Origin of the sequence: Microbulbifer litoralis (assembly GCF_023634065.1) — a bacterium.
In the GTDB taxonomy this organism is placed as follows: Bacteria; Pseudomonadota; Gammaproteobacteria; order Pseudomonadales; family Cellvibrionaceae; genus Microbulbifer; species Microbulbifer litoralis.
Genome location: NZ_JALKCV010000003.1, coordinates 338,314 through 359,113 on the forward strand (window position 1 = coordinate 338,314; position 20,800 = coordinate 359,113).

The window sequence follows — 20,800 nt, forward strand, 5'->3', positions numbered from 1 at the left end:
AACTTAAGTCTCCCCTTGATGTCCCAGTCACAAAGCCCCCAACGCCCCTATTTTCGTGTCTGGCATCTCGCCTGGCCGATGATCCTGAGCAATATCTCGGTGCCGTTGCTGGGCGCAGTGGATACGGCGATTCTCGGCCACCTGCCCTCTCCCGAGTACCTGTCCGGCGTGGCCATTGGCGCCAGCGTGATGTCGATGCTGTTGTGGGCTTTCGGCTTCCTGCGCATGGGGACCACCGGCCTGGTGGCCCGCAGCAGCGGTATCGACGGCCGCGGCGGCGAGGACTGGCTGTTGCGGGCGCTGCTGCTGGCCCTGGCATTGGGGCTGGTACTACTGTTACTGGCCTCACCGCTGCTGCAGTTGATTGTCGGCTGGATGAATGCCAGTGCCCAGGCGGCGCCCCACGCGCGCGATTACCTGCAGATACGCCTGTTCAGCGCGCCGCTGGCACTGGCCAACTTCGCCCTGCTGGGCTTTTTTATCGGCCGCCAGGACAGCCGCGCACCGCTGTTTATCCTGCTCGCGGCCAATCTTCTCAACATCGCCCTGGATCTGGTTTTTATCCTGTGGCTGGGCCTGGGCGCCCGCGGTGCCGCCATGGCCACCGTATGCGCCGACCTGTGTGCCTTCCTGTTCGGCCTGCGCTTGTTGGGCCGGGTGGAAACCGATATCTGGCAGCGGCTGCACCGGCAACTGGCCCGCGCGGACTTTTTCCCCTGGCGGGGCAGCGCGCCGTGGATGGAGCTGTTGCGGATCAACGGCGACCTGTTTATCCGCACCTGCCTGCTGTTGATGACCATGACTTTCTTTACCGCCCAGGGCGCGGCGCAGGGCGATGCGGTGCTCGCGGCCAATGCGATCCTGTTGCAGTTGCTGATGATGACCTCCTACGCACTGGACGGTTTTGCCCACGCCACCGAGGCGCTGGTGGGCCAGTCCATCGCCAAGAAGTCGCCGCGGCTCTTCTACACCACGGTGCGCAGCGCCGGCGCCTGGGCACTGGCCAGTGCCTGCATCATCACACTGATATTTTTCTACGGGCGGGGCCTGATCCTGCCGCTGTTTACCGACCTGCAGAACGTGATTACCGAGGCGCAAAAGGTCTACGGCTGGCTCTGCGCGCTGCCGTTGATCGCGGTGTGGAGTTACCAGCTGGATGGGGTTTTTATCGGCGCGGGAAAAAGCCGGGAAATGCGCAATACTATGTTTGTGGCAACCGTATTGGTTTTCTTCCCGGCTTGGTGGCTCACCCACTCCTGGGGCAACCACGGCGTCTGGTTCAGCTTCTTTTTGTGGAACAGTTCTCGCTCTTTAGGTCTACTGGTTTACTATTGTTACTACACTCAAAGCAAGGCTTGGTTCTAAATTGAGTCAACAGTACTAAAAGAGCAACAATAAAAACGGGGTTTCCGCATCTTCTTTTAGCGTTAAGCGGTATTGCCACCCAGCAAATCAACGGAAAAGGGGATCGCCGTTGGACAGTGAAGTGGTGTCTAAAACTGAAGACTATCAGTTGATGCAGCAATGCATCGATCGCGCCGTCACCCTCGAGCGGCACAAGGGGGGCTTTCGCCGCGCGATCCGCAAATCCCTGCCCCACCTGCACCGCAGCATACAATTGCCGCAGCACGATGGCCCGCTGCACCTCACTTCTTTCGTCATACGCTACATCCAGGCGGTACCCAAATGGCTGCGCCAGCTGGAAACCCTGTGCGAGGCGGCCGGGGTCGACTTCGAACCGGTACGGGAACTGATCGGGCACAGCTTCGCCGATCCACCGGAGCGGCACCCGGATGAAATCGGCCTGGCAGCGCTGCTGGACGACGCCTACCTGGCCCACCGCACCCTCGAGGAAATCAACGAGCGGCTGCAACCGGCCTGCGGCATCCCACTGTTGCCGATGGACCCCATGGTGGCCAATCTGGTGGTGCGGGAACTGCTGGGCGAGACGTTTGCGAACGAACTGGACGCCATCTGTGTCGAGCTGGGTAGTCGCTACCGGGACCAGCAGCTGGGGCCCGACAGCATCGTCGCAATGATCCTGTGCCGCCAGAAATTTATCGAGGCGCCGGGCGACTGGCCCGATTTTGCCGGCGAGATGGAGATAGGTTTGCGCATGCCGGCGATGGAGGCGGATCTGGACAAGCTGCACTGATTTTCCAGCGGTTACCCGGATCCGTTCAGAATCCGGCTCCCCCGCTCTGCTGGCGAGCCACTATCTGGGTCCAGTTTGCAAAAAAATCCGCCTCACCCTGGATGATTGCGCTGTTCAACTGATCGATTTCACGGCGCAATTCTCGATCATAGAAATACAGGCTGCCGCCGCGCAGCGTATAGCCGTCCGGATTTTCTGCCAGTAATTGAAAGTAGCGTTTCGTGCGCTGCAGATAGGCATCGACGCGGCGACGGGAAAAATTTCCGTCTCGATAGTAGTCGAGCACTTCGGTGTCGATTTCCGCCTGCGCTCGCTCGCGTGCCGGTGGTGAAAGACCGCCTTCGTCGAGTTGGTTGCGGATATCCACACGCAGGTCCTCGAGGTAGCGATCGGCGGCTTCGGCGGAGACTTTCAGGCGATCGATCGTGCGCTGTCGATGATGGAGTGAGCGTCTACTTTTGAAGGTATCGCTATCGCGCATCTTTGGTGAGGCAAAATCACCCAGCGGTTCAAAAATGGTTTTGTGCTGGATATTGCTGTGGCGAGTCAGTTGACGACAGATCTCGACGCCGGCCTGCCACTCGGCAAAGGGTTCGCCGTCCAGCAGCTGCTGCGGTAAACCCTCGATCGCCCCATCCAGCTTCCGGGCCTGCTCCCGGTGGTAATGGGGGCGTTCTCGCCAGTCGTTGCCCTGCAGGCTGAACAGCGACAGCAACCCCTGGTTGACGCAACGGGCCAGCAAGTGTGCGGTCTGCTCGCGCTGCTTTTCCCGCACCTCCCGGTAGCGGTCCAGGCCGAACAGTGCGGCGATGATGGCCACCAGCAGAAACGCCAGCAGCGGGTAGAGTTTTTTCACAGTGGGTTATTGTTTTTTATTGGGCTGAATAATTTTTACCGGCGTCTCGACTTCCTCTGCGCCGCCGCTGGTGTTGACCCGGGTTTGCAGCTCGCGCGGCGAGGACTGCAGGCGGATCTCATCCCTGAAACCGCAGGCGACACACTCGCGGTAGTTTTTATCGCCCTCGCGATAATTGACGATTTTGTCCATTTCGCTGCAGCGCGGGCAGACGGCGCCGGCGATAAAGCGTTTCTTCGGCTTGCGCGCCGTCGGTCTGTGCTGTTCGTCGGTCATCAATCGATACCTCTCAATTCGATTCGGCAGATCCGGGCCTGTCAGCCCGGGTCCGTGTTCAGTTCCAGTTGTTCAATACCGGAGTGACGCAACAGCGCGTCTATTTTAGGCCCGCGGCCACGGAATTCTGTGAACAGGTCCTGTGCATCGCGACTCCCCCCCTGCTCGAGGATGCTGTGCAGGAATTTCTCGCCGGTCTCCTGATCGAAGATGCCGTTTTCCTCGAACAGCGAGAAGGCGTCTGCCGACAGGACCTCGGCCCATTTGTAGCTGTAATAGCCGGCCGCATAGCCGCCGGCAAAAATATGTGCGAAGCCGTGCTGGAAGCGGTTCTCCGCCGCCGACGGCACCACCGCCACCCGCTTGCGCACATCCTCCAGCAGTTGCTGTATCCCGGCCGCCGTGGCACCGCCGCTACGGCTGTGCAGCAGGAAATCGAACAGGGCAAACTCCAGCTGGCGTACGGTAAACATGGCCGACTGGAAGTTCTTCGCCGCCAGCATTTTGTCGAGGAGTTCCGCCGGTAGTGGCTGGCCGGTTTTGTAGTGGCCGGACATCATGGCGATGGCCTGTGGCTGCCAGCACCAGTTCTCCAGGAACTGGCTCGGCAATTCCACCGCATCCCAGGCCACGCCGTTGATGCCCGACACCGCGGCCACATCGACTTTGGTCAACATATGATGCAGGCCGTGGCCGAATTCGTGGAACAGCGTGGTGACCTCGTTGTGGGTCAGCAGGGAGGGCTCGCCACCGGCGGCAGCACTGAAGTTGCACACCAGGTAGGCGACGGGTAGCTGAAGGCCGCCCTCTGTTGCGCGGCGCACACAGACGGTATCCATCCAGGCGCCGCCGCGCTTTTTCTCGCGGGCAAAGGGATCTAGGTAGAAGCCGGCGATACGCTCGCCGTTTCGGCTCAGCCAGAAGAACTTCGTATCCTCGTGCCAGGTGGCGACGCTGTCGTCGACCTCGGCGGTCACACCGAAGAGCTTTTCCACCACCGCGAACAGGCCCGCCAGTACCTTTTCATAGGGGAAGTAGGGCCGCAGCTCCTCCTGGCTGATGGCGTAGCGCTCCTGTTTCAGCTTTTCCGCCGCCCAGGGGATATCCCAGGGTTTCAGCTCGCGCAGGTCGAGCGTTTCCGCGGCGAAGGCTTTCAGCTGGGCAAATTCCCGCTCGGCCGCGGGCCTGGCGCGCTCGGCCAGGTCGTTGAGAAATGCCAGCACCGTGTCGGTATCCGGCGCCATCTTGCTGGCCACCGACAGCTCCGCGTAATTCTCCATGTCCAGCAGCCTGGCCTGTTCGGCCCGCAGTTTGAGAATTTCCTCCATCACTGCGGAGTTGTCGAACTTGCCGCCGTCGGGGCCGGTTTCCGAGGCGCGGCTGACAAAGGCGCGGTGCACCCGCTCGCGCAGCGCGCGATTGTCGGCGTGGGTCATCACCGCCAGGTAGCTGGGGCCCTCGAGGGTGATGACCCAGCCCGGCAGGGTCCGGGACTGTGCCGCGGCCTCGGCGGTGGCCACTGCGGTCTGCGGCAGGCCGGCCAGCTCCGCGGCGTCCTCGGTGTGATAAGTCCAGGCATTGGTGGCATCCAACACATTGTTGGCAAACTGGCTGCCGAGCTCCGCCAGCCGGCGGCTGTTGGCGGCGAAGCGTTGACGGGATTCGCCCTCCAGGCCGACACCGCTGAGCACAAAGTCCCGCAAGCCGAGCCTGACCGCCTGCCGGCGGGCCTGGGGCCAGCCGGCAAATTCGGCGGAATCCGCCAGTTGCTGGTAGACGCCGTAGAGGTCGCGGTTCTGGCCCAGCTCGGTCCAGTAAGCGGTAATCTCCGCCAGCGCGGCCTCGTAGGGTTCGCGCCAGGGGCCACTGAGCACGCTGTTCAGGTGGCTGACCGGCGAGAAGGCGCGGTTCAACTGGTCCTGGGCGGCTTCCAGCGGTGCCAGGGTGTTATCCCAGCCCGGGTTCTCCAGGCCCTTCTCCAGTTGCGCGCGGCAGTTTTCGATCAGTTCGGCGATAGCGGGCGACACCTGCGACGGTTGCAGCTGGTCGAAGGCGGGCAGTAACGGGAGATTCAACAACGGATTGGACATACAGCACCCTTTGCAGAGAAATCGATAGAGCTATCATAGGAGACTGATTGTACAGGAGGTTGACCATGTCCCCATTACGCGCCCACGGCAACGGCGAAAAAGAAAAATCCCCCCGGCTCGGCAACGGCGTCTATATCGATCCGCAGTCGGCGGTCATCGGCGATGTCACCCTCGACGACGACTGCTCCGTCTGGCCCATGGCGGTGGTGCGCGGCGACATGCACCGCATCCGGATCGGCGCCCGCACCAGTGTGCAGGACGGTGCCGTGCTGCATATTACCCACGCCGGGCCCTTCAACGCCGACGGCTGGCCGCTCGAGATCGGCGAGGACGTGACCATCGGCCACAAGGCCTGCCTGCACGGCTGCACCGTCGGCAGCCGGGTACTGATCGGTATCGGCGCCATCGTTCTCGACGGCGCTGTGATCGAGGACGAAGTGGTACTGGCCGCCGGCGCGCTGGTGCCACCGGGCAAAAAGCTCGAGAGCGGCTACCTGTATGTGGGCGCCCCCTGTAGGCAGGCCCGTCCGCTGAATGACAAGGAAAAAGAGTTCTTCCGCTATTCGGCCGCCAACTACGTCAAACTGAAAGACCAGTACCTGACCGAGCACGACCAGCCCTGAAGCCATAGCCTTGCACGAGTGAACCTGCCGGGAGCGGGCCTGCGGCCCACCGCTCCACGCCCGAGAGCAACTCCTGCAGGCGCTTCTCAGAGAACCGACTCATGAACAACCTGTCCCTGGAGCAACTGCGCACCTTCGTCGCCGCCTGCGAGAAGGGCTCCTTCTCCGCGGTGGCGCGAGACACGGGTCGGGCGCAATCGGCAGTCAGTGCGCAGATCCACAACCTGGAGCTGGACCTGGCGCTGGAACTGTTCGACCGCAGCGGCAAGTACCCGGCGCCCACCGCCACCGCCCAGGCACTGTTGCCACTGGCGCGCCAGGCCATCGGCCAGTTGCAGCGTTTCCAGCAGGCGGCGGATTCCTACCAGCGCGGCGAGGAGCCGCAACTGCATATCGTGTTCGAGGAACTGGTGATGCCGGACCGGCTGAACGATATGCTGGCCGCCTTCGCCGAGCGTTTTCCGCACACCCGCATCCGCTCCAGCAGCGCCGGCACCGACTGTGCCATCGGCCAGATCGCCGGCGGCCGCGCGGATTTCGCCTTCGTCACCGCCAGGGACAACTACCCGGATGCGCTGGACTTCAGCAACCTGGGGCAGCAGCGCATCCTGACCCTGGCCAGCCCCGAGCACCCGCTGGCGCAGCGGGCCGCACCGACACTGAACGATGCGGCGGAATACCGCCAGATCATCGCCGCCTCGCCCACCGACAATGGCCGCTGGCGCCTGTCGCCGCACTGCTGGAGTTGCGATTCGCTGCTGCAGGCGCTGGACCTAGCCGGCCGCGGGGTCGGCTGGGTCAACGCGCCCTTCGAACTGGCCCGCCCCTTCCTGAAAAGCGGCAAACTGGTGGAGCTGAACCTGACCAGTGCACTGAGCGCCTGGAGCCTGGGCGTCGACCTGCTCTGGTCCGCCAGCACCCCGCTGGGCACCGCCGCGCGCTGGTTCGCCCGCGAGGCGCGACGCCTCTACGGCAACTACTACAGCCCGCCGGTGGAGGATGCCCGCAGCGCCACCTAACGGAAAACCCGATAGATTCCAACTTTCACCCATCTCACACCGGTCGCACTATGACGCCCTCGCTGCGATCTGCCAGTCGACCATTGCCCGGACACCGAACCCGCAGATTGACCAAAAAGGAAAACGTTATGGACGCAGATTTCTGGCACCGAAAATGGACGGACAACGAGATCGCCTTCCACGAGGGCGAGGCCAACACCCTGTTGGTCGAGTATTTCCCGCACCTGTCGGTACCCGACGGTGGCCGCGTGTTCCTGCCACTGTGCGGCAAGACGCGCGATATCGCCTGGCTGTTGTCGCAGGGCTACCGCGTCGCCGGCGCCGAGCTCAGCGAAACGGCGGTACGGCAGTTGTTCGACGAACTGGATGTGGAGCCGGAAATCTCCACGGCCGGCGACCTCAGCCACTGTCGCGCCGACGGTATCGATATTTTCGTCGGCGATATCTTCCAGCTGTCCCGGGCAATGCTCGGGCCGGTGGATACGGTCTACGATCGCGCCGCACTGGTGGCCCTGCCCCGCAGCATGCGCGCGGGCTACACCTCACACCTGGTGGACATCACGGATCGCGCGCCGCAGCTGCTGATCACCTTTGAATACGATCAGGAGCTGATGGACGGCCCACCGTTTTCCATCCACGACACGGAAGTCCGGCAGCACTACCGCGACCACTACCAGCTGACCCGGCTGGAGCAGAGAAAGGTGCCCGGCGGCCTCAAGGGCAAATGTGCCGCGCAGGAAAGCGCCTGGTTGCTGGTTCCGTAGCGCGCGCCGCGCGCCACACCAGATTCAAACTATCCGAAGAGGAGCAACACCGTGGACAGACAAGAGCAATTGCGGGAACTGGAAAGCTTCTCGCAACACTACCGCTACGACGCGACCTACCTGAAGGAACTGTGGGAAAGTTCCCCGGAAGGCTTCCGCAAGTTCGCCGACTTCCGCCCGCTGTCCTACCACCGCGAGTTCCTGCCACTGGAGACCTACTGGGTCGGCAAACTGGCGGCGATGCAGGTGGCGGACTGCGGCGAGTGCCTGCAGCTGATGGTGCGCATGGCGCTGGAGGCGGGTGTGGACGAGAGGCTGGTGCGCGCCTGCATTCACGGCGGCAGCGGCCTGCCGGAAGCGTTGAAGGATATTTTCGATTTCGCTACCGCCGTGGCCAGCTACCGCAATATCGATCCGCAACTGAACGAGCGTATCGATACACAGCTCGACAGGCACCAGCGCATCGAACTGGGCGTCTGCGTCGCCAGCGCGCCCATCTACCCGACCATCAAACGCGCGCTCGGCCATACGCAGAGTTGCAGCCTGGTGGAGATAGAGTTTGCGGCCTGAGCGACTGCCTATTGCACCAATAGTCGCTCTGCAGCCCGGACAAGCTGGCCGGTAAGCTCTCGCAACAGTTCACCGCCGTTGCGCCAGTAGTGCCAGTAAAGCGGTACATCCACCGGCCGCTCCGGCAGCAATTCCATCAGCTCGCCGCGGGCCAGCGCGTCACCGACCTGCAGCTCCGGCACCAGCCCCCAGCCGAGACCCGCCGAAGTAAGGCGTACAAAACCCTCCGAGGACGGGCAAAGGTGATGGGCGAAAGTGCCGGCGATACCCAGCGATTCCAGGTAGCGGTGCTGGAGAAAATCGTCCGGCCCGAAAACCACGGCCGGGCTCCGGGCCAGTGCCGCGGGCGTCACGCCTGCAGGGAAATGTCGGGCGATAAACCCCGGGCTGGCCAGGGCCCGATAGCGCATGGCCCCCAGCGGAACGCTGCGCGCGCCGGCCACCGGTCGCTCGGCGGCACAGACACTGGCCGCTACCTCACCCGCCCGCATGCGCCTGAAACCCACCTCCTGATCTTCCACCACCAGGTCCAGCAGCACTCGCTGCCCGGCACAGAAATCGGCCACGGCGGTCGCCCACCAGGTCGCCAGGCTGTCGGCATTGATCGAGATACGCAGGCGCTCCGGTGGGCCGCCCTCATCGAGGGCCGGTACCTGCCCCTGCAGGTCCCGTTCGAGCAGACGCACCTGCTGCACATGGTTGAGCAGGCGCCGGCCGAGTTCAGTGGGCTGGGGCGGTGTCGCCCTCACCAGGACCGGCTGGCCGACCCGCGCCTCGAGCAGTTTGATCCTCTGCGACACCGCCGATTGCGACAACCCCAGCACCTGTGCGGCCCGCTCGAAGCCGGCCTGCTCCACCACCACAGCCAGTGCAGATAGCAGCTTGTAGTCAAACATATCGATTTCTCTAATGGGCCATCAGGGATATTTGTTTTTCTTATAGCAGTTATCGGTACAGACTCGCCAGCGCTGGAACAGATCGATGAATTGACACAAAGAGGAGCAGTGGTGGAATGTGGCAGAGTTACCTGAACGGCTTGCTGGTGGGCGCCGGACTGATCATCGCCATAGGAACACAGAACGCCTTTGTACTGGCACAGAGCCTGCGCCGCGAACACCACCTGCCGGTAGCTGCGCTGTGTGTACTGTGTGATGTGGTGCTGGTTACCGCCGGCGTATTCGGCCTGGCCACCCTGCTGCTGCAGAGCCCGTTGCTGCTGGCCGCGGCGCGCTGGGGCGGTGCGATTTTCCTGTTCTGGTACGGATTCCGGGCCCTGCTTCGCGCCCTTCGCCCACAGGGACTCACACGGGCCACGGACGCCGGCCCCCGCTCCCTCCGCGCCGTGCTGCTGACCGCCCTGGCAGTAACTTTGCTGAACCCGCACGTCTATCTGGACACGGTATTGCTGATCGGCTCCCTCGGCGCCCAGCAGGCCGAACCGGGCGCCTACGCGCTGGGCGCCGCCAGCGCATCAGTGACCTGGTTCTTCGGCCTCGCCCTCGCAGCCGCCTGGCTCTCGCCCCGGCTCGCTCGCCCGGCGGTCTGGCGCCTGCTCGACCTGTGTGTGGCCGCGATGATGTTCGGCGTGGCCGCGCAGCTGCTGCTTGCGCACTGATACCCGGTCCCGTTGTCACTTGCCCTGGGCGCGCAACAGGCCCGACCCGGCAATACCGCCGGCGACGCAGGCCAGCACGATGACCAGCGGCGCCAGCATTCCCAGCGCCAGGGCGCCGGGGCCGTAGCCGCGCATCGGCAGCAGCAGGAACAGCAGCACGCCGGCCGGTATCAGCGACAGGAAAAATCCCCGCGCCAGCCAGGACCTCCGCCACGGCAGCAGGAAAATCAGCCCGCAGATGCCGCCCCAGACAATGCGCTGGTACAGGTAGGCGTTGGAAAGATACGGGGCGATATCGACACCCGCCCAGCGGGTAAAACCGTAGTGGCCCAGGGCCCACAGCGCCAGCGCATAACCGAGGCCGCCGAGGCAGCCGGCGGCGAAGCAGACCGACAGGTTTTTGACGAATTCTCGCACTGGTTATCTCCGACGCAATGAATGGGCGGCAGTCTGTCAAAGCCGCGGAACCGCACCGTAAACGGGGAGTTCACTATTACGGCTCAGGGGGGATTTACAAAAGAAATCGGGCACAGCCCCGTTTGCGGGGCCATGCCTCCCGACGGGGATCAGGCGGGCCGTCCGGACTCGCCGTAGAGCGCTTCCAGCATCGCCTGTGTGCGCTCGGCCAGCGCCCGCTGGCTGTCGTCCAGCAGAATCACGTGGCCCATCTTGCGCCCGGGGCGCAGGCTCTTGCCGTACAGCCAGACACCCTCGTTCGCCAGCGTCGGCTTCTTGTCGACACCGAGCATATTGATCATCACCGCCGGGCGTTCGCTGTCGGTGTCTCCCAGTGGCATGCCGAGGATCGCGCGCACGTGATTGGCAAACTGGCTGGTTTTGGCACCGGCCAGCGTCCAGTGACCGCTGTTGTGCACGCGCGGGGCCAGCTCGTTGATCAGCAGGCCGTCGTCACTGACAAAGCACTCCATCGCCAGTACGCCGACATAGTCCCAGGCGTTCATCAGCGTCGACAGGTAGTCCTGCGCGGTTTTCTGTAATGCCTCGCCGACGTCCGGTGCCGGCGCGGTGGATACCAGCAGCGTGCCGCGGTAGTGATCGTTCTCCGCCAGCGGGTAGGTCACCACCTGGCCGTCGGCGGTGCGGGCGCCGATCAGCGACACCTCGCGGGAGAAGTCAATGCCCTTCTCCACCACGTATTCATCGTCCGGCACCTGGCCGCGGAGCGCCTCGAGCGACGCGTCGCTGTCCACCCGCCACTGGTTCTTGCCGTCGTAGCCGTTCTCACAGCTCTTGATAAACGCCGGGTAACCCAGTTTCTCGACTGCGGTGCAGATCTCGCCGTAGTTGTTGGCGGGCAGGAAAGGCGCCACCGGCAGGCCGGCGGCGGTGATGGCATTTTTCTCCCGCAGGCGGTGCTGGGTTTTCCCGAACGCATCCGGGCGCGGGTAGACCGGGCAGAATTTCTCCAGCGCACGCAACAGCTCTACCGATACCTGCTCGCGCTCGGCGGTGATCACTTCGGGACTGCCCATGGCGCGGTAGAGCGACGCCGCATCCGCGTCGTCGCCGTCGCCGGCGTGCACAATGGTGCCCAGCCCCTCGACGCAGCTGGTGTTTTCCCCGCCCTCGGCGAGAAAGCTGAATTCGATACCCAGCGGCCGGGCCTCCTGGGCCATCATCTGCGCCAACTGGCCACAGCCGACTATGCCTACGCGCCTGACTGTCATTTCCGGACTACCTCTCTCAATCCCGACTTCACTCGACCTCGAACGGCACCTGGGCGCTCTGGTTTTCGCGCCAGGCGATCAGCCGCTGCTGCAGTTGCGCGTCTGTCAGCGACAGCATCTGCGCCGCCATCAGGCCCGCGTTGTAGGCCCCGGAGGCGCCCACGGCCTGGGTGGCAACCGCCACGCCCTTGGGCATCTGCACGATCGACAACAGGCTGTCCATCCCGGTCATGAATTTGCTCTCCACCGGCACGCCGATCACCGGCAGCGGCGTCATGGCGGCGATCATGCCCGGCAGGTGGGCGGAGCCGCCGGCGCCGGCGATGATCACCTGGGTGCCCCGCTCGTGGGCGTTGCTGGCGAATTCCACCAGTCGCTGGGGCGTGCGGTGGGCGGAGACCACAGCGGTGGCGAAGGGCACCTGCAACTCCGTGAGCGGTACCGTCGCCCGCTGCATGGTCGGCCAGTCAGATTGGGATCCCATCACGATGGTGACTTTTTCGAAGGGAATCTGTTTCACTTACTGTTAACTCCAGTATTGCACGAGCGCCTGACTGGCTGGTTTCGCCACCGGCTGATAGTAAAGGGTAGGGTGATCGCGGGTGGAAAATCCGGCAGAACGCCCGCTCCGGCACCACCGGCTGCCCCAAAATAGGGGCGAGAGGATACCAAAACCCGGCGAGAAAGCACCCCTGACGGGGCCCTTTTGGCCCGCTCAGCTGGCGCTGGGGACCGATCGGGTCACTCTTCACCCAGCCGCGCACGCAGCCCGGCCAGCACCGGCGCGACCTCCGGGCGCACTCCGCGCCACAGGTAAAACGATTCCGCCGCCTGCCCCACCAGCATGCCGAGGCCGTCCGCGACCTCGGCGCCGCGCGCCGACGCCCAGGCCATGAACGCCGTCGGTTCGGCGCCGTAGACCATGTCGTAGGCACAGCAGCCGGGGCCGACCACGGAGTCCGGCAGCGGTGGCAGTTCGCCGCCGAGGCTGGCGGAACTGGCATTGATGATCAGGTCGAAGTCGCCGGGGAAGAGCTCCAGGCCGCCGGCGCTCATCGGGCCGCGGGCGGAAAACTCGGCAACCAGCTGCTCCGCCTTCGCGAAGGTGCGATTGGCCACATGCAGCAGTTGCGGCTTTTCGTCCAACAGCGGCAGCAGTGCACCGCGGGCGGCGCCGCCGGCGCCGAGCAGCAGGACTTTCCGGCCGCCAATCGACCAGCCCAGGTTATCGCGCAGATCCGCGACCAGGCCGGCGCCGTCGGTGTTGTCACCCAGCAGGCTGCCGTCGTCGCGCTTTTTCAATGTGTTGACTGCGCCCGCGGCGCGGGCGCGCTCGGTCAGCGCATCGGCAAAGCCGTAGGCATCCAGCTTGAACGGCACGGTGATGTTCAGGCCGCGGCCGCCGGAGGCAAAAAACAGGCGCGCGAAATCCGCAAAGCCGTCTTTTTCCGCCAGCAGTTTATCGTAGCGAATGTCCTCACCGATCTGCGCGGCAAAGGCGCGGTGAATCTGCGGCGACAGCGAGTGGGCGATCGGGTTGCCCACAACGGCGTATTGATCGGTCATCCCTGCGCTCCACCAGCGGCTCTTTTCCCCGCGCGCACGGCGCCGCGAATCTTCGCCGCCTCGTCCACCAGCACCAGCCCGTCGATTTTGAGACCGTCCTCCGTGTCGCCGACGAGATAGCGGGTGGTGGCGCTGTAGAGCTCGCCGCTTTTTTCCCCCTGCGGGCGGAGCAGCGTCCAGTTCAGTGAAGCCAGGCTGCTGTTCTCGTTCAACTCGATCACATCGGTCACGGTGCCGACTATCTGGCTGACCTGCAGGCGCTGGTAGGCCCTCAGCAACTTGTCCACCTGCTGTACAAACTCTTCGCGACCGACGGCCTGCTTGCTGCCATCCTCGCGGTAGTAATGCAGCGGGAAGCGGTAAAAGTCCGCCACCTGTCGCGCGTCGCCAACCTCGAACTGGCGGCGGTAGTCCAGGAACAGGCGGTTGATTTCCTCGAGTCGCCCTTTGTGCACTGCGGCTCTCCTCAATTCGTTTTTTTGCGGTTCAGACCCAGTCGCGGTGCGGCAGGAAATCCGTGTAGAGTTTTTCCTCGGCGGAGCCGGGTTCCGGCTGCCAGTCGTATTGCCAGCGCACCAGCGACGGCAGCGACATCAGGATCGATTCCGTGCGGCCGCCACTCTGCAGGCCGAACAGGGTGCCGCGATCGTAGACCAGGTTGAACTCCACATAGCGGCCGCGGCGGTACAGCTGGAAATTGCGCTCGCGCTCGCCATAGTCCGTCTCCTTGCGTTTCTGCACGATGGGCAGATAAGCGTCCAGATAACTGTCGCCGACCGAGCGCATCAGCGAGAAGGCGCTGTCGAAGCCCCCCTCATTGAAATCGTCGAAAAACAGCCCGCCCACCCCGCGCGCCTCGTTGCGATGCTTCAGGTAGAAGTAGTCGTCGCACCATTTCTTGAAACGCGGATAGACATCCTCGCCGAAAGGCGCGCAGGCATCGCGGGCTGTACGGTGCCAGTGCACCACATCTTCATGAAAGCCGTAATACGGTGTCAGGTCGTAGCCACCGCCGAACCACCAGACGGGTTCGGCACCGGGTTTTTCCGCCACGAACAGGCGCACGTTGGCGTGGCTGGTGGGCACGTAGGGGTTGCGCGGGTGGATCACCAGCGACACCCCCATGGCCTGGAAGGAGCGCCCGGCCAGCTCCGGCCGGTTCGCGGTGGCCGACGGCGGCAGGCCCTCGCCGTGCACATGGGAGAAATTCACCCCGCCCTTCTCTATCAGCGCGCCCTCTTCCAGCACACGGGTGCGGCCACCGCCTCCGCCGGGCCTGTCCCAGGCGTCCTCGCGGAAGGCGCCGCCATCCTCGGCGGCGATGGCATCACAGATGCGGTCCTGCAGATCGAGCAGATAGTTTTTGACCGCGTTGGTATCCACTTCACTCATGGTAGGAATCTTTGTTGTCGGGGAGGTTACTGACCGGGGCGCACTACGCCGCCATTGATCAGGTCGCGGATCTCGCTGGGCGCGCGGCGGCCGCCAGTGGCGCCGCCACCGACGAAGTCCAGCGCATCGCCGAAATAGCGCAGCACCTGGAATTTGTGCCGTGCCGGCTGGCAGCCGGCCGGATTGGCCGAGGTGGACACGATAGCACCGCCATAGGCGCGCGTCAGTGCCGCGGTAAACGGGTGGTCGCTACAGCGCAACGCGACCGAGTGATGGGCGCCGCTGATCCAGGGCGGAATACGGCCGAAATGCGGCACCAGCCAGGTAACCGGGCCGGGCCAACTGGCGTGCAGCTGCTGCAGCTGCGCCGCCGACAGGTTGTCCAGCAGCGCACCGAAGTCGCGCTCGTCGCCGGAAACCAGGATCAGCCCCTTCTCCAGCGGCCGGTTCTTCAGGTGCAGCAGCCGTTCGACCGCCTGCGCATTGAACGGATCGCAGGCGAGCCCCCAGACCGATTCCGTGGGGTGCGCGATGACACCGCCGGCGGCGAGGGCGCGGGCGGCTCGGTTGACGGCGAGAGACGAGTACATCATCGACCCTTACCCGATCTGGCGCCGTTGCAATTGATGGCCCAATTTCGCCGTGAATGGCTTTCTCATGTCAGCCCTCTCGCCCTGATAATTCCGGAGACGCGGCAAACTAGCGGATTGTTACCCGCCGCACAAGTTCACAACTGCCCGGAACAGGCTTCGAGCAGTTTATCTCCGGTGTCTACGCAACTCGTTGAACAGCCGAGCCAGTTCTGCTCCACGGTGCTCAATGCCACCACCACCACAAAGGGGCACGGTTTGGGTGGCGCCGCTCCCGGCGCGGCGAGGCCGCAATCTCCTCTCCCAGCAAATCCATTTTGCGACGATATCCACTGAGCGCCACGTCACTGTCCGCCAGTTTCATGGCAGTACGAAACTCCCCCCGATAGTCGCTATCACCGAGACGGAAGCGGGCCATTCCCAGCAGGAAGTGAAAACGGTGGTCCAGGTCCTCGATCGAAATGGCATTTTCCGCGCTGTCCGCAGCGGAAGTGTAGTCGCCGCGTCGATAGGCCTTCAGGGCCTGCGTGTACCAGAAATAGGGGTTTTTCCTGCGATAGCTCGTCAGCCGGTGGCTGAGGTTATCCGCGAGCGCCAATTCCCCACCCGCCCGGGACAGTTGCTCCAGGTTGGCCATTGCAGACAGGTTTTCGTCATCCTGCTGCAGTGCAATCAGGTAAGCCGACCGGGCGCGGCTCGCTTCACCCGCCCGGCGGTAAATGACCCCGAGGTTATTCCACAGGGTGGTGTCGCCGGGATTAAGCTGCAACGCCTTCTGCAAATACCGGTGGGCCTCGCGATAATCGCCATTATCCAGTAGTTCCATCGAGATATTGCTATAGTAGCGTGCGAATGCCTCGGCGTCCGTCAGTTGCCGCTGCCGGTAGTCGGCGCTGTAGCCGGTGAAGTTGAAATCGATCACGCGTTGCCCGCGCCCGGCATCCGCCACCACGTTGACGTGCCGGTAGACGGCGATCTGTTCGCTCTCCAGCTGCCAGGTGGCCGGCACCATCACTTGGTTAAAGTGAGCCTCGATACCCAGCTCCCGGGCCATGGCCACCATCAGTGCGCTGAACGCCATGCAGTTGCCCCGACGACGGGAGAACACTTCCGCCGCGGGCAGGGTGGCGTTGGCGTCGTAATAGACACTGAATGCCCGTGACTCCAACTCTGTCATCAAGTGATCCAGACGGTACCCGGGTGGGCCTTCGGGGATGGTTTCGAGAAGCGCCTTCATGGCGGGGCTGAGCTGTAATATCTGGTCGTCCGGCAGTGCACTCACTGTGGCCAGGGGGCCACCGCGAAGCAACCCGGCCCGGGAGTGCTCCGGTGGCGGGAGAAACTCAACAATCGGCGGCTGCGAGGCACAGCCCACCAGAACAGCGATGAGAAGGCAGAGACAGGCCCTTATTGTTATCGGCATACGGTCCTCCAGATCCTCAGAAATCGCAAAACTGCCGGGAGTCAGGCCCCCGTCAACAGGGATTCCGCTCCTCCAGGTGTGAGCTGGTAACCGCCGGCTACCTGCTCCACCAGCCCCGCCAGCTCCATTTGCAGCAGCGCCGCCATCAGTTCACCAGTGTCATCCCCTGTGTCACGGGCCAATTGCTCCATGCTGCGGAGGTCACCACCGAGGGCATCGACCAGGCGGCGCTGGATCGGCTCCACTACAGCTTCGGTCGAAGCGATTTCCTGCACCTGCGGCCGCGCCAGCAATCCGCCCAGCTGCTCGACGATATCGGCACTGGTCTCCACCAGCGCCGCGCCCTGCTTGATGACCCGGTGACAGCCGCGCGACATCGGGTTGTGGATGGAACCGGGAATGACGAACACCTCGCGGTTCTGTTCCAGCGCCAGGCGCGCGGTGATCAGGGAGCCGGAGCGCACCGCGGCCTCCACCAGCAACACCCCCATGGACAGGCCGCTGATGATACGGTTGCGGCGCGGGAAGTTGGCGGCCTCGGCCGATGCGCCCAGCGGCATCTCGCTGATCACGGCGCCGCCGCTGGCGAGAATTTCCTCTGCCAGGGCGACGTTGCGCCGCGGGTAGAGCCGGTCGACACCGCTGCCGAGCACCGCCACCGTGTTACCGTCGGCCTGCAGCGCACCGCGGTGGGCGGCGGCGTCGACCCCCAGCGCCAGGCCGGAGGTGATGGCGAAACCGGCGCCGGCCAGATCCGCGGAGAAGGCGCGGGCGTTGTCGAGCCCCGCGCGGCTGGCGCGGCGCGCGCCGACCACGGCGATCTGCGGCAGGTGCAGCGCGTCGGGTCGACCGCGCAGGTAGAGAATCGGCGGCGGGCGCGAGATCTGCGCCAGCAGCTGCGGATAGTCGTCTCGATCGCCGCACAGCAGCTGCACACAGGCATCGTCACAGCGCGCCCTTTCGGCCTGGGCCCACTGCACCAGCTCGCTGCCCTCACCGCGGCGCTCGAAATCGCGCCATTGGGACCGGGCCCGCTCGGGCAGCTTGTGCAACAGGGGTTCGGGGAGAGAGGACAGGGCCGTGCCGGCATCGCCGAAATGTTCCAGCAGTTGCCAGTAGCGGCCGGGGCCCATGCCCTCGAGCCGCAGCAGGGCCAGGGTTGCAGTCAACGCGTCCATGCGATTGTCGATTCAGGTTGTGATTGGGTTTGGGAGCTAATTGTTCAAGCGCCGGGGCATCCCGAGTCCCGAGTCCCGAGTCCCGAGTCCCGAGTCCCGAGTCCCGAGTCCCGACTAAGGATTCCGCACCAGGTCCATGACTTCCAGCGGGCGATCCGCCTCCAGCACCAGTGCCAGGCTCATCTTTTCGAAGGTGCGGAACACCATCAGCACACCGGCGCGCTCGTCCGGCAGTTTCACGGTGTCGCGCTCGATGCGGTCGCGCACCGTGGCGCCGCGCTTGAAGATGGCCAGCACATGACCCGGCTGCAACCCCTCGCGGGCGCCGCGGTTGACGGCCACGACGTCGAACTTGGCGATCTGGGTGACGCCCTCTTCGACACCCAGGATCACACCCTCGATCGGCATCGGCGGCGAACCCGGCTGGAACAGGGCGGCGATGGAGCGCTCTTCAACCGGCAACAGCCGATCCTCGAGGCGGATCTCGCGGGAGGTGCGGGTCACCTCCATGGTGGCCACGGCAAAATCCTGGCGGTTATCCGGATCCAGCTGGTAGAGGTCGGCGGAGCCCACATCCAGCGCCTTCATCCCGAGCACCTCGCCGCTATAGGGATCGGTGTACACCTCACCCGGGCGATAGATACCATAGGAAGCCAACGGCTCGCGGAAATCGCCGCGGGCGTAGATTTTCTCGCCGGCCCCCATCAGGATGCGCTGGTCGGCGCCGGAGATCACATAGGGAGTGCCGCGGAAGGCCTCCGGGCCGACGATGCGGGTGCGCGACAGGAAGGCGTTGATGGCCTCCAGCGGCACCGCCGGAATCGCCTCGCCCACCGCCTCGCGGCGCACGCGCGGGTGCAGGCTGCCGGCATCGGCGGCCGGGCTCAGCTTGTAGGCCTGGGGACCGCGCTCCAGGTGCAGCTGCGGCTCGCCGTCCACATAGACCAGGCGCAGGCGGTCGCCGGGGTAGATCAGGTGCGGGTTCTCGACCTGGGGATTCACCTGCCAGATTTCCGGCCAGTACCAGGGCTGGGTGAGGAAGCGACCGGAGATATCCCAGAGGGTGTCGCCTTTCTGCACCACATAGACATCCGGGTGGTCGGGATTGAGGCGCACCTGATCCTGCGCCTGAATGCCGAAGGTCGCCGCCAGTAATACGGCCGCGGCCAGGATAATTTTTTTCATGGAAGCATTCCTATGCTCTTTATCGCTATAATTCACAGCGCCGGGCCGCTGCCCCATCGGGCCCCGCCGCAGAGGCGGCGGGCATGGCTGGAGCCTGACGGGAACGTCAGTAGAAAATAAGACTCCAAAATCGGCAAATATTGAGCGCGATCATTATGTTATCAGCGCAAGTTCCACGATTACTAGAAGTTTGTCACAGGTGGGCAGCGCTGTAGTCGTGACGGGCGGACACCCGCGGGTGCCCGCACAGTAGATTGACAGAGATGACCAGGGTGTTATGGCCAAACTCGAAATTCTAGAATTCCCCGATCCGCGCCTGCGCGAGGTCGCCAAACCGGTCGACAAGATGACCGACGAGCTGACCCGGCTGGTGGACGACATGTTCGAGACCATGTACGACGCCCCCGGCGTGGGACTGGCGGCGACGCAGGTCAATGTGCACAAGCGCATCGTCGTCATCGACGTGTCAGAGGACCAGAGCGAACCGCTGGCGTTCATCAACCCGGAAATCGAAATCCTCGACGAGGAGATCCACCAGTACGACGAGGGCTGCCTGTCGGTACCCGGTTTCTACGAGACGGTGGAACGCCCGCGCAAGGTGCGCGTCAAGGCGCTGGACAAGCACGGCGAGCCCTTCGCCATCGAGGCCGAGGGCCTGCTGGCGGTATGTATCCAGCACGAGGTGGACCACCTGAACGGCAAGCTGTTCGTGGACTATATCTCGCCGCTGAAGCGCAACCGCATCCGCTCCAAACTGGAGAAGTCCCAGCGCAAGCGCGCCTGACGCGCCCCGCACCGAAGAGTATCCCGCCGCCGGCCCTCCCGGCGGCTTTTTTTGTTTTGAATCTATGCAACCACTGAACCTGATCTTCGCCGGCACGCCGGACTTTGCCGCCGTGCACCTGCAGGCCCTGCTCGACAGCCCGCACCGGGTGATCGCCGTCTACAGCCAACCGGACAGGCCCGCCGGGCGCGGCAAGAAGCTGCTCGCCAGCCCGGTCAAGCAGCTGGCGCTGGAACACGGGATACCGGTCTACCAGCCGCAGAGCCTGCGCGACGCATCGGCGCAGGCGGAACTGGCGGCGCTGGAAGCCGACGCGATGGTGGTGGTGGCCTACGGCCTGATACTGCCGCAGGCGGTGCTGGACACGCCGCGACTCGGCTGCGTGAACGTACACGCCTCACTGCTGCCGCGCTGGCGCGGCGCGGCGCCCATCCAGCGCGCCATCGAGGCCGGCGACGCCGAGAGCGGCGTCGCCATCATGCAGATGGAGGCGGGCCTGGATACCGGCCCGGTGCTGGTGGAGCGCCGCTGCGCCATCGCCCCGGGCGATACCGGCGGCAACCTGCACGACAAACTCGCCCAACTGGGCGGGCCGGCGCTGCTGGACGCACTGGCACAGTTGGCCGACGACACGGCAGAACCGCGAGCGCAGGATGAGGCCGGGGCCAACTACGCCGGCAAGATCAGCAAGGACGAGGCGCGGATCGACTGGCAGCGCCCGGCGGCGGAACTGGAACGCCAGATCCGCGCCTTCAACCCTTTCCCGGTGTGCTGGACCAGCTACCAGGACAAGAAGGGCCCGCAACGGCTGCGCATCCACGGCGCACAAGTGGAACACGGCGGCCGCGACGATGCCCCGGGCACCCTGCTTGCCGCCGACGACGAGGGCCTGCTGGTGGCCTGCGGCAGCGGCGCGCTGCGCCTGAAATCACTGCAACTGCCGGGCAAAAAGGCCCTGCCGGCAGCGGAAATTCTCAAGGGCTACCGGGCGCTGTTCGCGCCCGGCACGCGGCTGGGGCAATAGAT

At 64.4% G+C, this 20,800-nt stretch carries 23 protein-coding genes; 9 read left to right on the forward strand and 14 right to left on the reverse strand.

What is annotated here, in order from left to right:
• The first annotated feature begins 18 nt into the window (after positions 1 to 18).
• Together MWN76_RS07185 and MWN76_RS07190 are read left to right on the forward strand one after the other, a co-directional pair.
• Positions 19 to 1,365: an MATE family efflux transporter gene (locus MWN76_RS07185; protein ID WP_250460565.1), complete on the forward strand. Its 1,347-nt coding sequence runs from the start codon at positions 19 to 21 to the stop codon at positions 1,363 to 1,365.
• 124 nt (positions 1,366 to 1,489) lie between these two features.
• The gene (locus MWN76_RS07190; protein WP_250460567.1) at positions 1,490 to 2,155 is read left to right on the forward strand and encodes a hypothetical protein; all 666 of its coding nucleotides are present in this window, start codon (positions 1,490 to 1,492) and stop codon (positions 2,153 to 2,155) included.
• Positions 2,156 to 2,180: 25 nt separating this feature from the next.
• Here MWN76_RS07190 and MWN76_RS07195 read toward each other — a convergent pair whose 3' ends face one another.
• The 3 genes from MWN76_RS07195 to MWN76_RS07205 are packed head-to-tail and all read right to left on the reverse strand — an operon-like array spanning position 2,181 to position 5,377.
• Positions 2,181 to 3,011: a hypothetical protein gene (locus tag MWN76_RS07195; protein WP_250460569.1), complete on the reverse strand. Its 831-nt coding sequence runs from the start codon at positions 3,009 to 3,011 to the stop codon at positions 2,181 to 2,183.
• Between the two features lie 6 nt (positions 3,012 to 3,017).
• A complete protein-coding gene (locus MWN76_RS07200; RefSeq protein ID WP_250460571.1) occupies positions 3,018 to 3,287 on the reverse strand; it encodes a YheV family putative zinc ribbon protein in 270 nt (89 codons plus the stop codon).
• A gap of 41 nt (positions 3,288 to 3,328) precedes the next feature.
• On the reverse strand, positions 3,329 to 5,377 hold the full coding sequence (locus MWN76_RS07205; protein ID WP_250460573.1) for a M3 family metallopeptidase: 2,049 nt from the start codon (positions 5,375 to 5,377) through the stop codon (positions 3,329 to 3,331).
• Between the two features lie 65 nt (positions 5,378 to 5,442).
• Here MWN76_RS07205 and MWN76_RS07210 point away from each other — a divergent pair, with 65 nt between their 5' ends.
• From MWN76_RS07210 to MWN76_RS07225, 4 genes are all read left to right on the forward strand, one after another.
• Positions 5,443 to 6,000, forward strand: coding sequence for a gamma carbonic anhydrase family protein (locus tag MWN76_RS07210; protein ID WP_250460574.1), 558 nt, complete (start codon positions 5,443 to 5,445; stop codon positions 5,998 to 6,000).
• A 101-nt stretch (positions 6,001 to 6,101) separates the two neighbouring features.
• On the forward strand, positions 6,102 to 7,019 hold the full coding sequence (locus tag MWN76_RS07215) for a LysR family transcriptional regulator (protein WP_250460576.1): 918 nt from the start codon (positions 6,102 to 6,104) through the stop codon (positions 7,017 to 7,019).
• Between the two features lie 128 nt (positions 7,020 to 7,147).
• Positions 7,148 to 7,783, forward strand: a complete 636-nt coding sequence (tmpT, locus tag MWN76_RS07220; protein ID WP_250460578.1) for a thiopurine S-methyltransferase — start codon at positions 7,148 to 7,150, stop codon at positions 7,781 to 7,783.
• Positions 7,784 to 7,834: 51 nt separating this feature from the next.
• Positions 7,835 to 8,353: a carboxymuconolactone decarboxylase family protein gene (locus MWN76_RS07225; RefSeq protein ID WP_250460580.1), complete on the forward strand. Its 519-nt coding sequence runs from the start codon at positions 7,835 to 7,837 to the stop codon at positions 8,351 to 8,353.
• A gap of 8 nt (positions 8,354 to 8,361) precedes the next feature.
• Here the strand turns inward: MWN76_RS07225 and MWN76_RS07230 are convergent, their stop codons facing one another.
• A complete protein-coding gene (locus MWN76_RS07230) occupies positions 8,362 to 9,249 on the reverse strand; it encodes a LysR family transcriptional regulator ArgP (RefSeq protein ID WP_250460582.1) in 888 nt (295 codons plus the stop codon).
• Between the two features lie 116 nt (positions 9,250 to 9,365).
• Between MWN76_RS07230 and MWN76_RS07235 the strand changes: the two genes are divergently transcribed.
• Complete coding sequence (locus MWN76_RS07235; protein ID WP_250460584.1) at positions 9,366 to 9,968, forward strand: LysE/ArgO family amino acid transporter; 603 nt, start codon at positions 9,366 to 9,368, stop codon at positions 9,966 to 9,968.
• Between the two features lie 15 nt (positions 9,969 to 9,983).
• Here the strand turns inward: MWN76_RS07235 and MWN76_RS07240 are convergent, their stop codons facing one another.
• The 10 genes from MWN76_RS07240 to MWN76_RS07285 form a co-directional block, all read right to left on the reverse strand.
• Positions 9,984 to 10,385, reverse strand: coding sequence for a hypothetical protein (locus MWN76_RS07240; protein ID WP_250460586.1), 402 nt, complete (start codon positions 10,383 to 10,385; stop codon positions 9,984 to 9,986).
• 149 nt (positions 10,386 to 10,534) lie between these two features.
• Positions 10,535 to 11,656, reverse strand: coding sequence for a 5-(carboxyamino)imidazole ribonucleotide synthase (locus MWN76_RS07245; protein ID WP_250460587.1), 1,122 nt, complete (start codon positions 11,654 to 11,656; stop codon positions 10,535 to 10,537).
• A gap of 28 nt (positions 11,657 to 11,684) precedes the next feature.
• Positions 11,685 to 12,176, reverse strand: coding sequence for a 5-(carboxyamino)imidazole ribonucleotide mutase (gene purE, locus MWN76_RS07250; protein ID WP_250460589.1), 492 nt, complete (start codon positions 12,174 to 12,176; stop codon positions 11,685 to 11,687).
• 221 nt (positions 12,177 to 12,397) lie between these two features.
• Positions 12,398 to 13,222 carry a shikimate dehydrogenase gene (gene aroE, locus MWN76_RS07255; RefSeq protein ID WP_250460591.1) on the reverse strand — a complete coding sequence of 275 codons (825 nt, stop codon included), beginning with the start codon at positions 13,220 to 13,222 and terminating at the stop codon, positions 12,398 to 12,400.
• A complete protein-coding gene (locus tag MWN76_RS07260) occupies positions 13,219 to 13,677 on the reverse strand; it encodes a hypothetical protein (RefSeq protein WP_250460593.1) in 459 nt (152 codons plus the stop codon). Before MWN76_RS07260 ends, aroE begins: the two co-directional genes overlap by 4 nt.
• Positions 13,678 to 13,708: 31 nt before the next feature.
• Positions 13,709 to 14,614 (reverse strand): oxygen-dependent coproporphyrinogen oxidase, encoded by a 906-nt coding sequence (gene hemF, locus MWN76_RS07265; RefSeq protein ID WP_250460595.1) that lies wholly within the window; start codon positions 14,612 to 14,614, stop codon positions 13,709 to 13,711.
• A gap of 26 nt (positions 14,615 to 14,640) precedes the next feature.
• Positions 14,641 to 15,207: an L-threonylcarbamoyladenylate synthase gene (locus MWN76_RS07270; protein WP_250460597.1), complete on the reverse strand. Its 567-nt coding sequence runs from the start codon at positions 15,205 to 15,207 to the stop codon at positions 14,641 to 14,643.
• A 223-nt stretch (positions 15,208 to 15,430) separates the two neighbouring features.
• Positions 15,431 to 16,381, reverse strand: coding sequence for a tetratricopeptide repeat protein (locus MWN76_RS07275; RefSeq protein ID WP_250460599.1), 951 nt, complete (start codon positions 16,379 to 16,381; stop codon positions 15,431 to 15,433).
• Between the two features lie 287 nt (positions 16,382 to 16,668).
• Positions 16,669 to 17,805 (reverse strand): DNA-processing protein DprA, encoded by a 1,137-nt coding sequence (gene dprA, locus MWN76_RS07280; protein ID WP_250460601.1) that lies wholly within the window; start codon positions 17,803 to 17,805, stop codon positions 16,669 to 16,671.
• A gap of 114 nt (positions 17,806 to 17,919) precedes the next feature.
• Positions 17,920 to 18,990: a LysM peptidoglycan-binding domain-containing protein gene (locus tag MWN76_RS07285; RefSeq protein ID WP_250460603.1), complete on the reverse strand. Its 1,071-nt coding sequence runs from the start codon at positions 18,988 to 18,990 to the stop codon at positions 17,920 to 17,922.
• Positions 18,991 to 19,267: 277 nt separating this feature from the next.
• Between MWN76_RS07285 and def the strand changes: the two genes are divergently transcribed.
• Positions 19,268 to 19,774: a peptide deformylase gene (def, locus tag MWN76_RS07290; RefSeq protein ID WP_250460605.1), complete on the forward strand. Its 507-nt coding sequence runs from the start codon at positions 19,268 to 19,270 to the stop codon at positions 19,772 to 19,774.
• Between the two features lie 64 nt (positions 19,775 to 19,838).
• Entirely contained in the window at positions 19,839 to 20,798 is a 960-nt protein-coding gene (fmt, locus tag MWN76_RS07295) for a methionyl-tRNA formyltransferase (protein ID WP_250460607.1), read from the forward strand.
• Positions 20,799 to 20,800: the final 2 nt, after the last annotated feature.

Bases quoted from the DNA above. Each gene is read 5' to 3' on its own strand.
- MWN76_RS07185 (WP_250460565.1), top strand. From the start codon at position 19: ATGTCCCAGTCACAAAGCCCCCAACGCCCCTATTTTCGTGTCTGGCAT.
- MWN76_RS07200 (WP_250460571.1), bottom strand. From the start codon at position 3,287: ATGACCGACGAACAGCACAGACCGACGGCGCGCAAGCCGAAGAAACGC.
- MWN76_RS07205 (WP_250460573.1), bottom strand. From the start codon at position 5,377: ATGTCCAATCCGTTGTTGAATCTCCCGTTACTGCCCGCCTTCGACCAG.
- MWN76_RS07210 (WP_250460574.1), top strand. From the start codon at position 5,443: ATGTCCCCATTACGCGCCCACGGCAACGGCGAAAAAGAAAAATCCCCC.
- MWN76_RS07215 (WP_250460576.1), top strand. From the start codon at position 6,102: ATGAACAACCTGTCCCTGGAGCAACTGCGCACCTTCGTCGCCGCCTGC.
- tmpT (WP_250460578.1), top strand. From the start codon at position 7,148: ATGGACGCAGATTTCTGGCACCGAAAATGGACGGACAACGAGATCGCC.
- MWN76_RS07230 (WP_250460582.1), bottom strand. From the start codon at position 9,249: ATGTTTGACTACAAGCTGCTATCTGCACTGGCTGTGGTGGTGGAGCAG.
- MWN76_RS07235 (WP_250460584.1), top strand. From the start codon at position 9,366: ATGTGGCAGAGTTACCTGAACGGCTTGCTGGTGGGCGCCGGACTGATC.
- MWN76_RS07245 (WP_250460587.1), bottom strand. From the start codon at position 11,656: ATGACAGTCAGGCGCGTAGGCATAGTCGGCTGTGGCCAGTTGGCGCAG.
- aroE (WP_250460591.1), bottom strand. From the start codon at position 13,222: ATGACCGATCAATACGCCGTTGTGGGCAACCCGATCGCCCACTCGCTG.
- hemF (WP_250460595.1), bottom strand. From the start codon at position 14,614: ATGAGTGAAGTGGATACCAACGCGGTCAAAAACTATCTGCTCGATCTG.
- MWN76_RS07270 (WP_250460597.1), bottom strand. From the start codon at position 15,207: ATGATGTACTCGTCTCTCGCCGTCAACCGAGCCGCCCGCGCCCTCGCC.
- MWN76_RS07275 (WP_250460599.1), bottom strand. From the start codon at position 16,381: ATGACAGAGTTGGAGTCACGGGCATTCAGTGTCTATTACGACGCCAAC.
- dprA (WP_250460601.1), bottom strand. From the start codon at position 17,805: ATGGACGCGTTGACTGCAACCCTGGCCCTGCTGCGGCTCGAGGGCATG.
- MWN76_RS07285 (WP_250460603.1), bottom strand. From the start codon at position 18,990: ATGAAAAAAATTATCCTGGCCGCGGCCGTATTACTGGCGGCGACCTTC.
- def (WP_250460605.1), top strand. From the start codon at position 19,268: ATGGCCAAACTCGAAATTCTAGAATTCCCCGATCCGCGCCTGCGCGAG.
- fmt (WP_250460607.1), top strand. From the start codon at position 19,839: ATGCAACCACTGAACCTGATCTTCGCCGGCACGCCGGACTTTGCCGCC.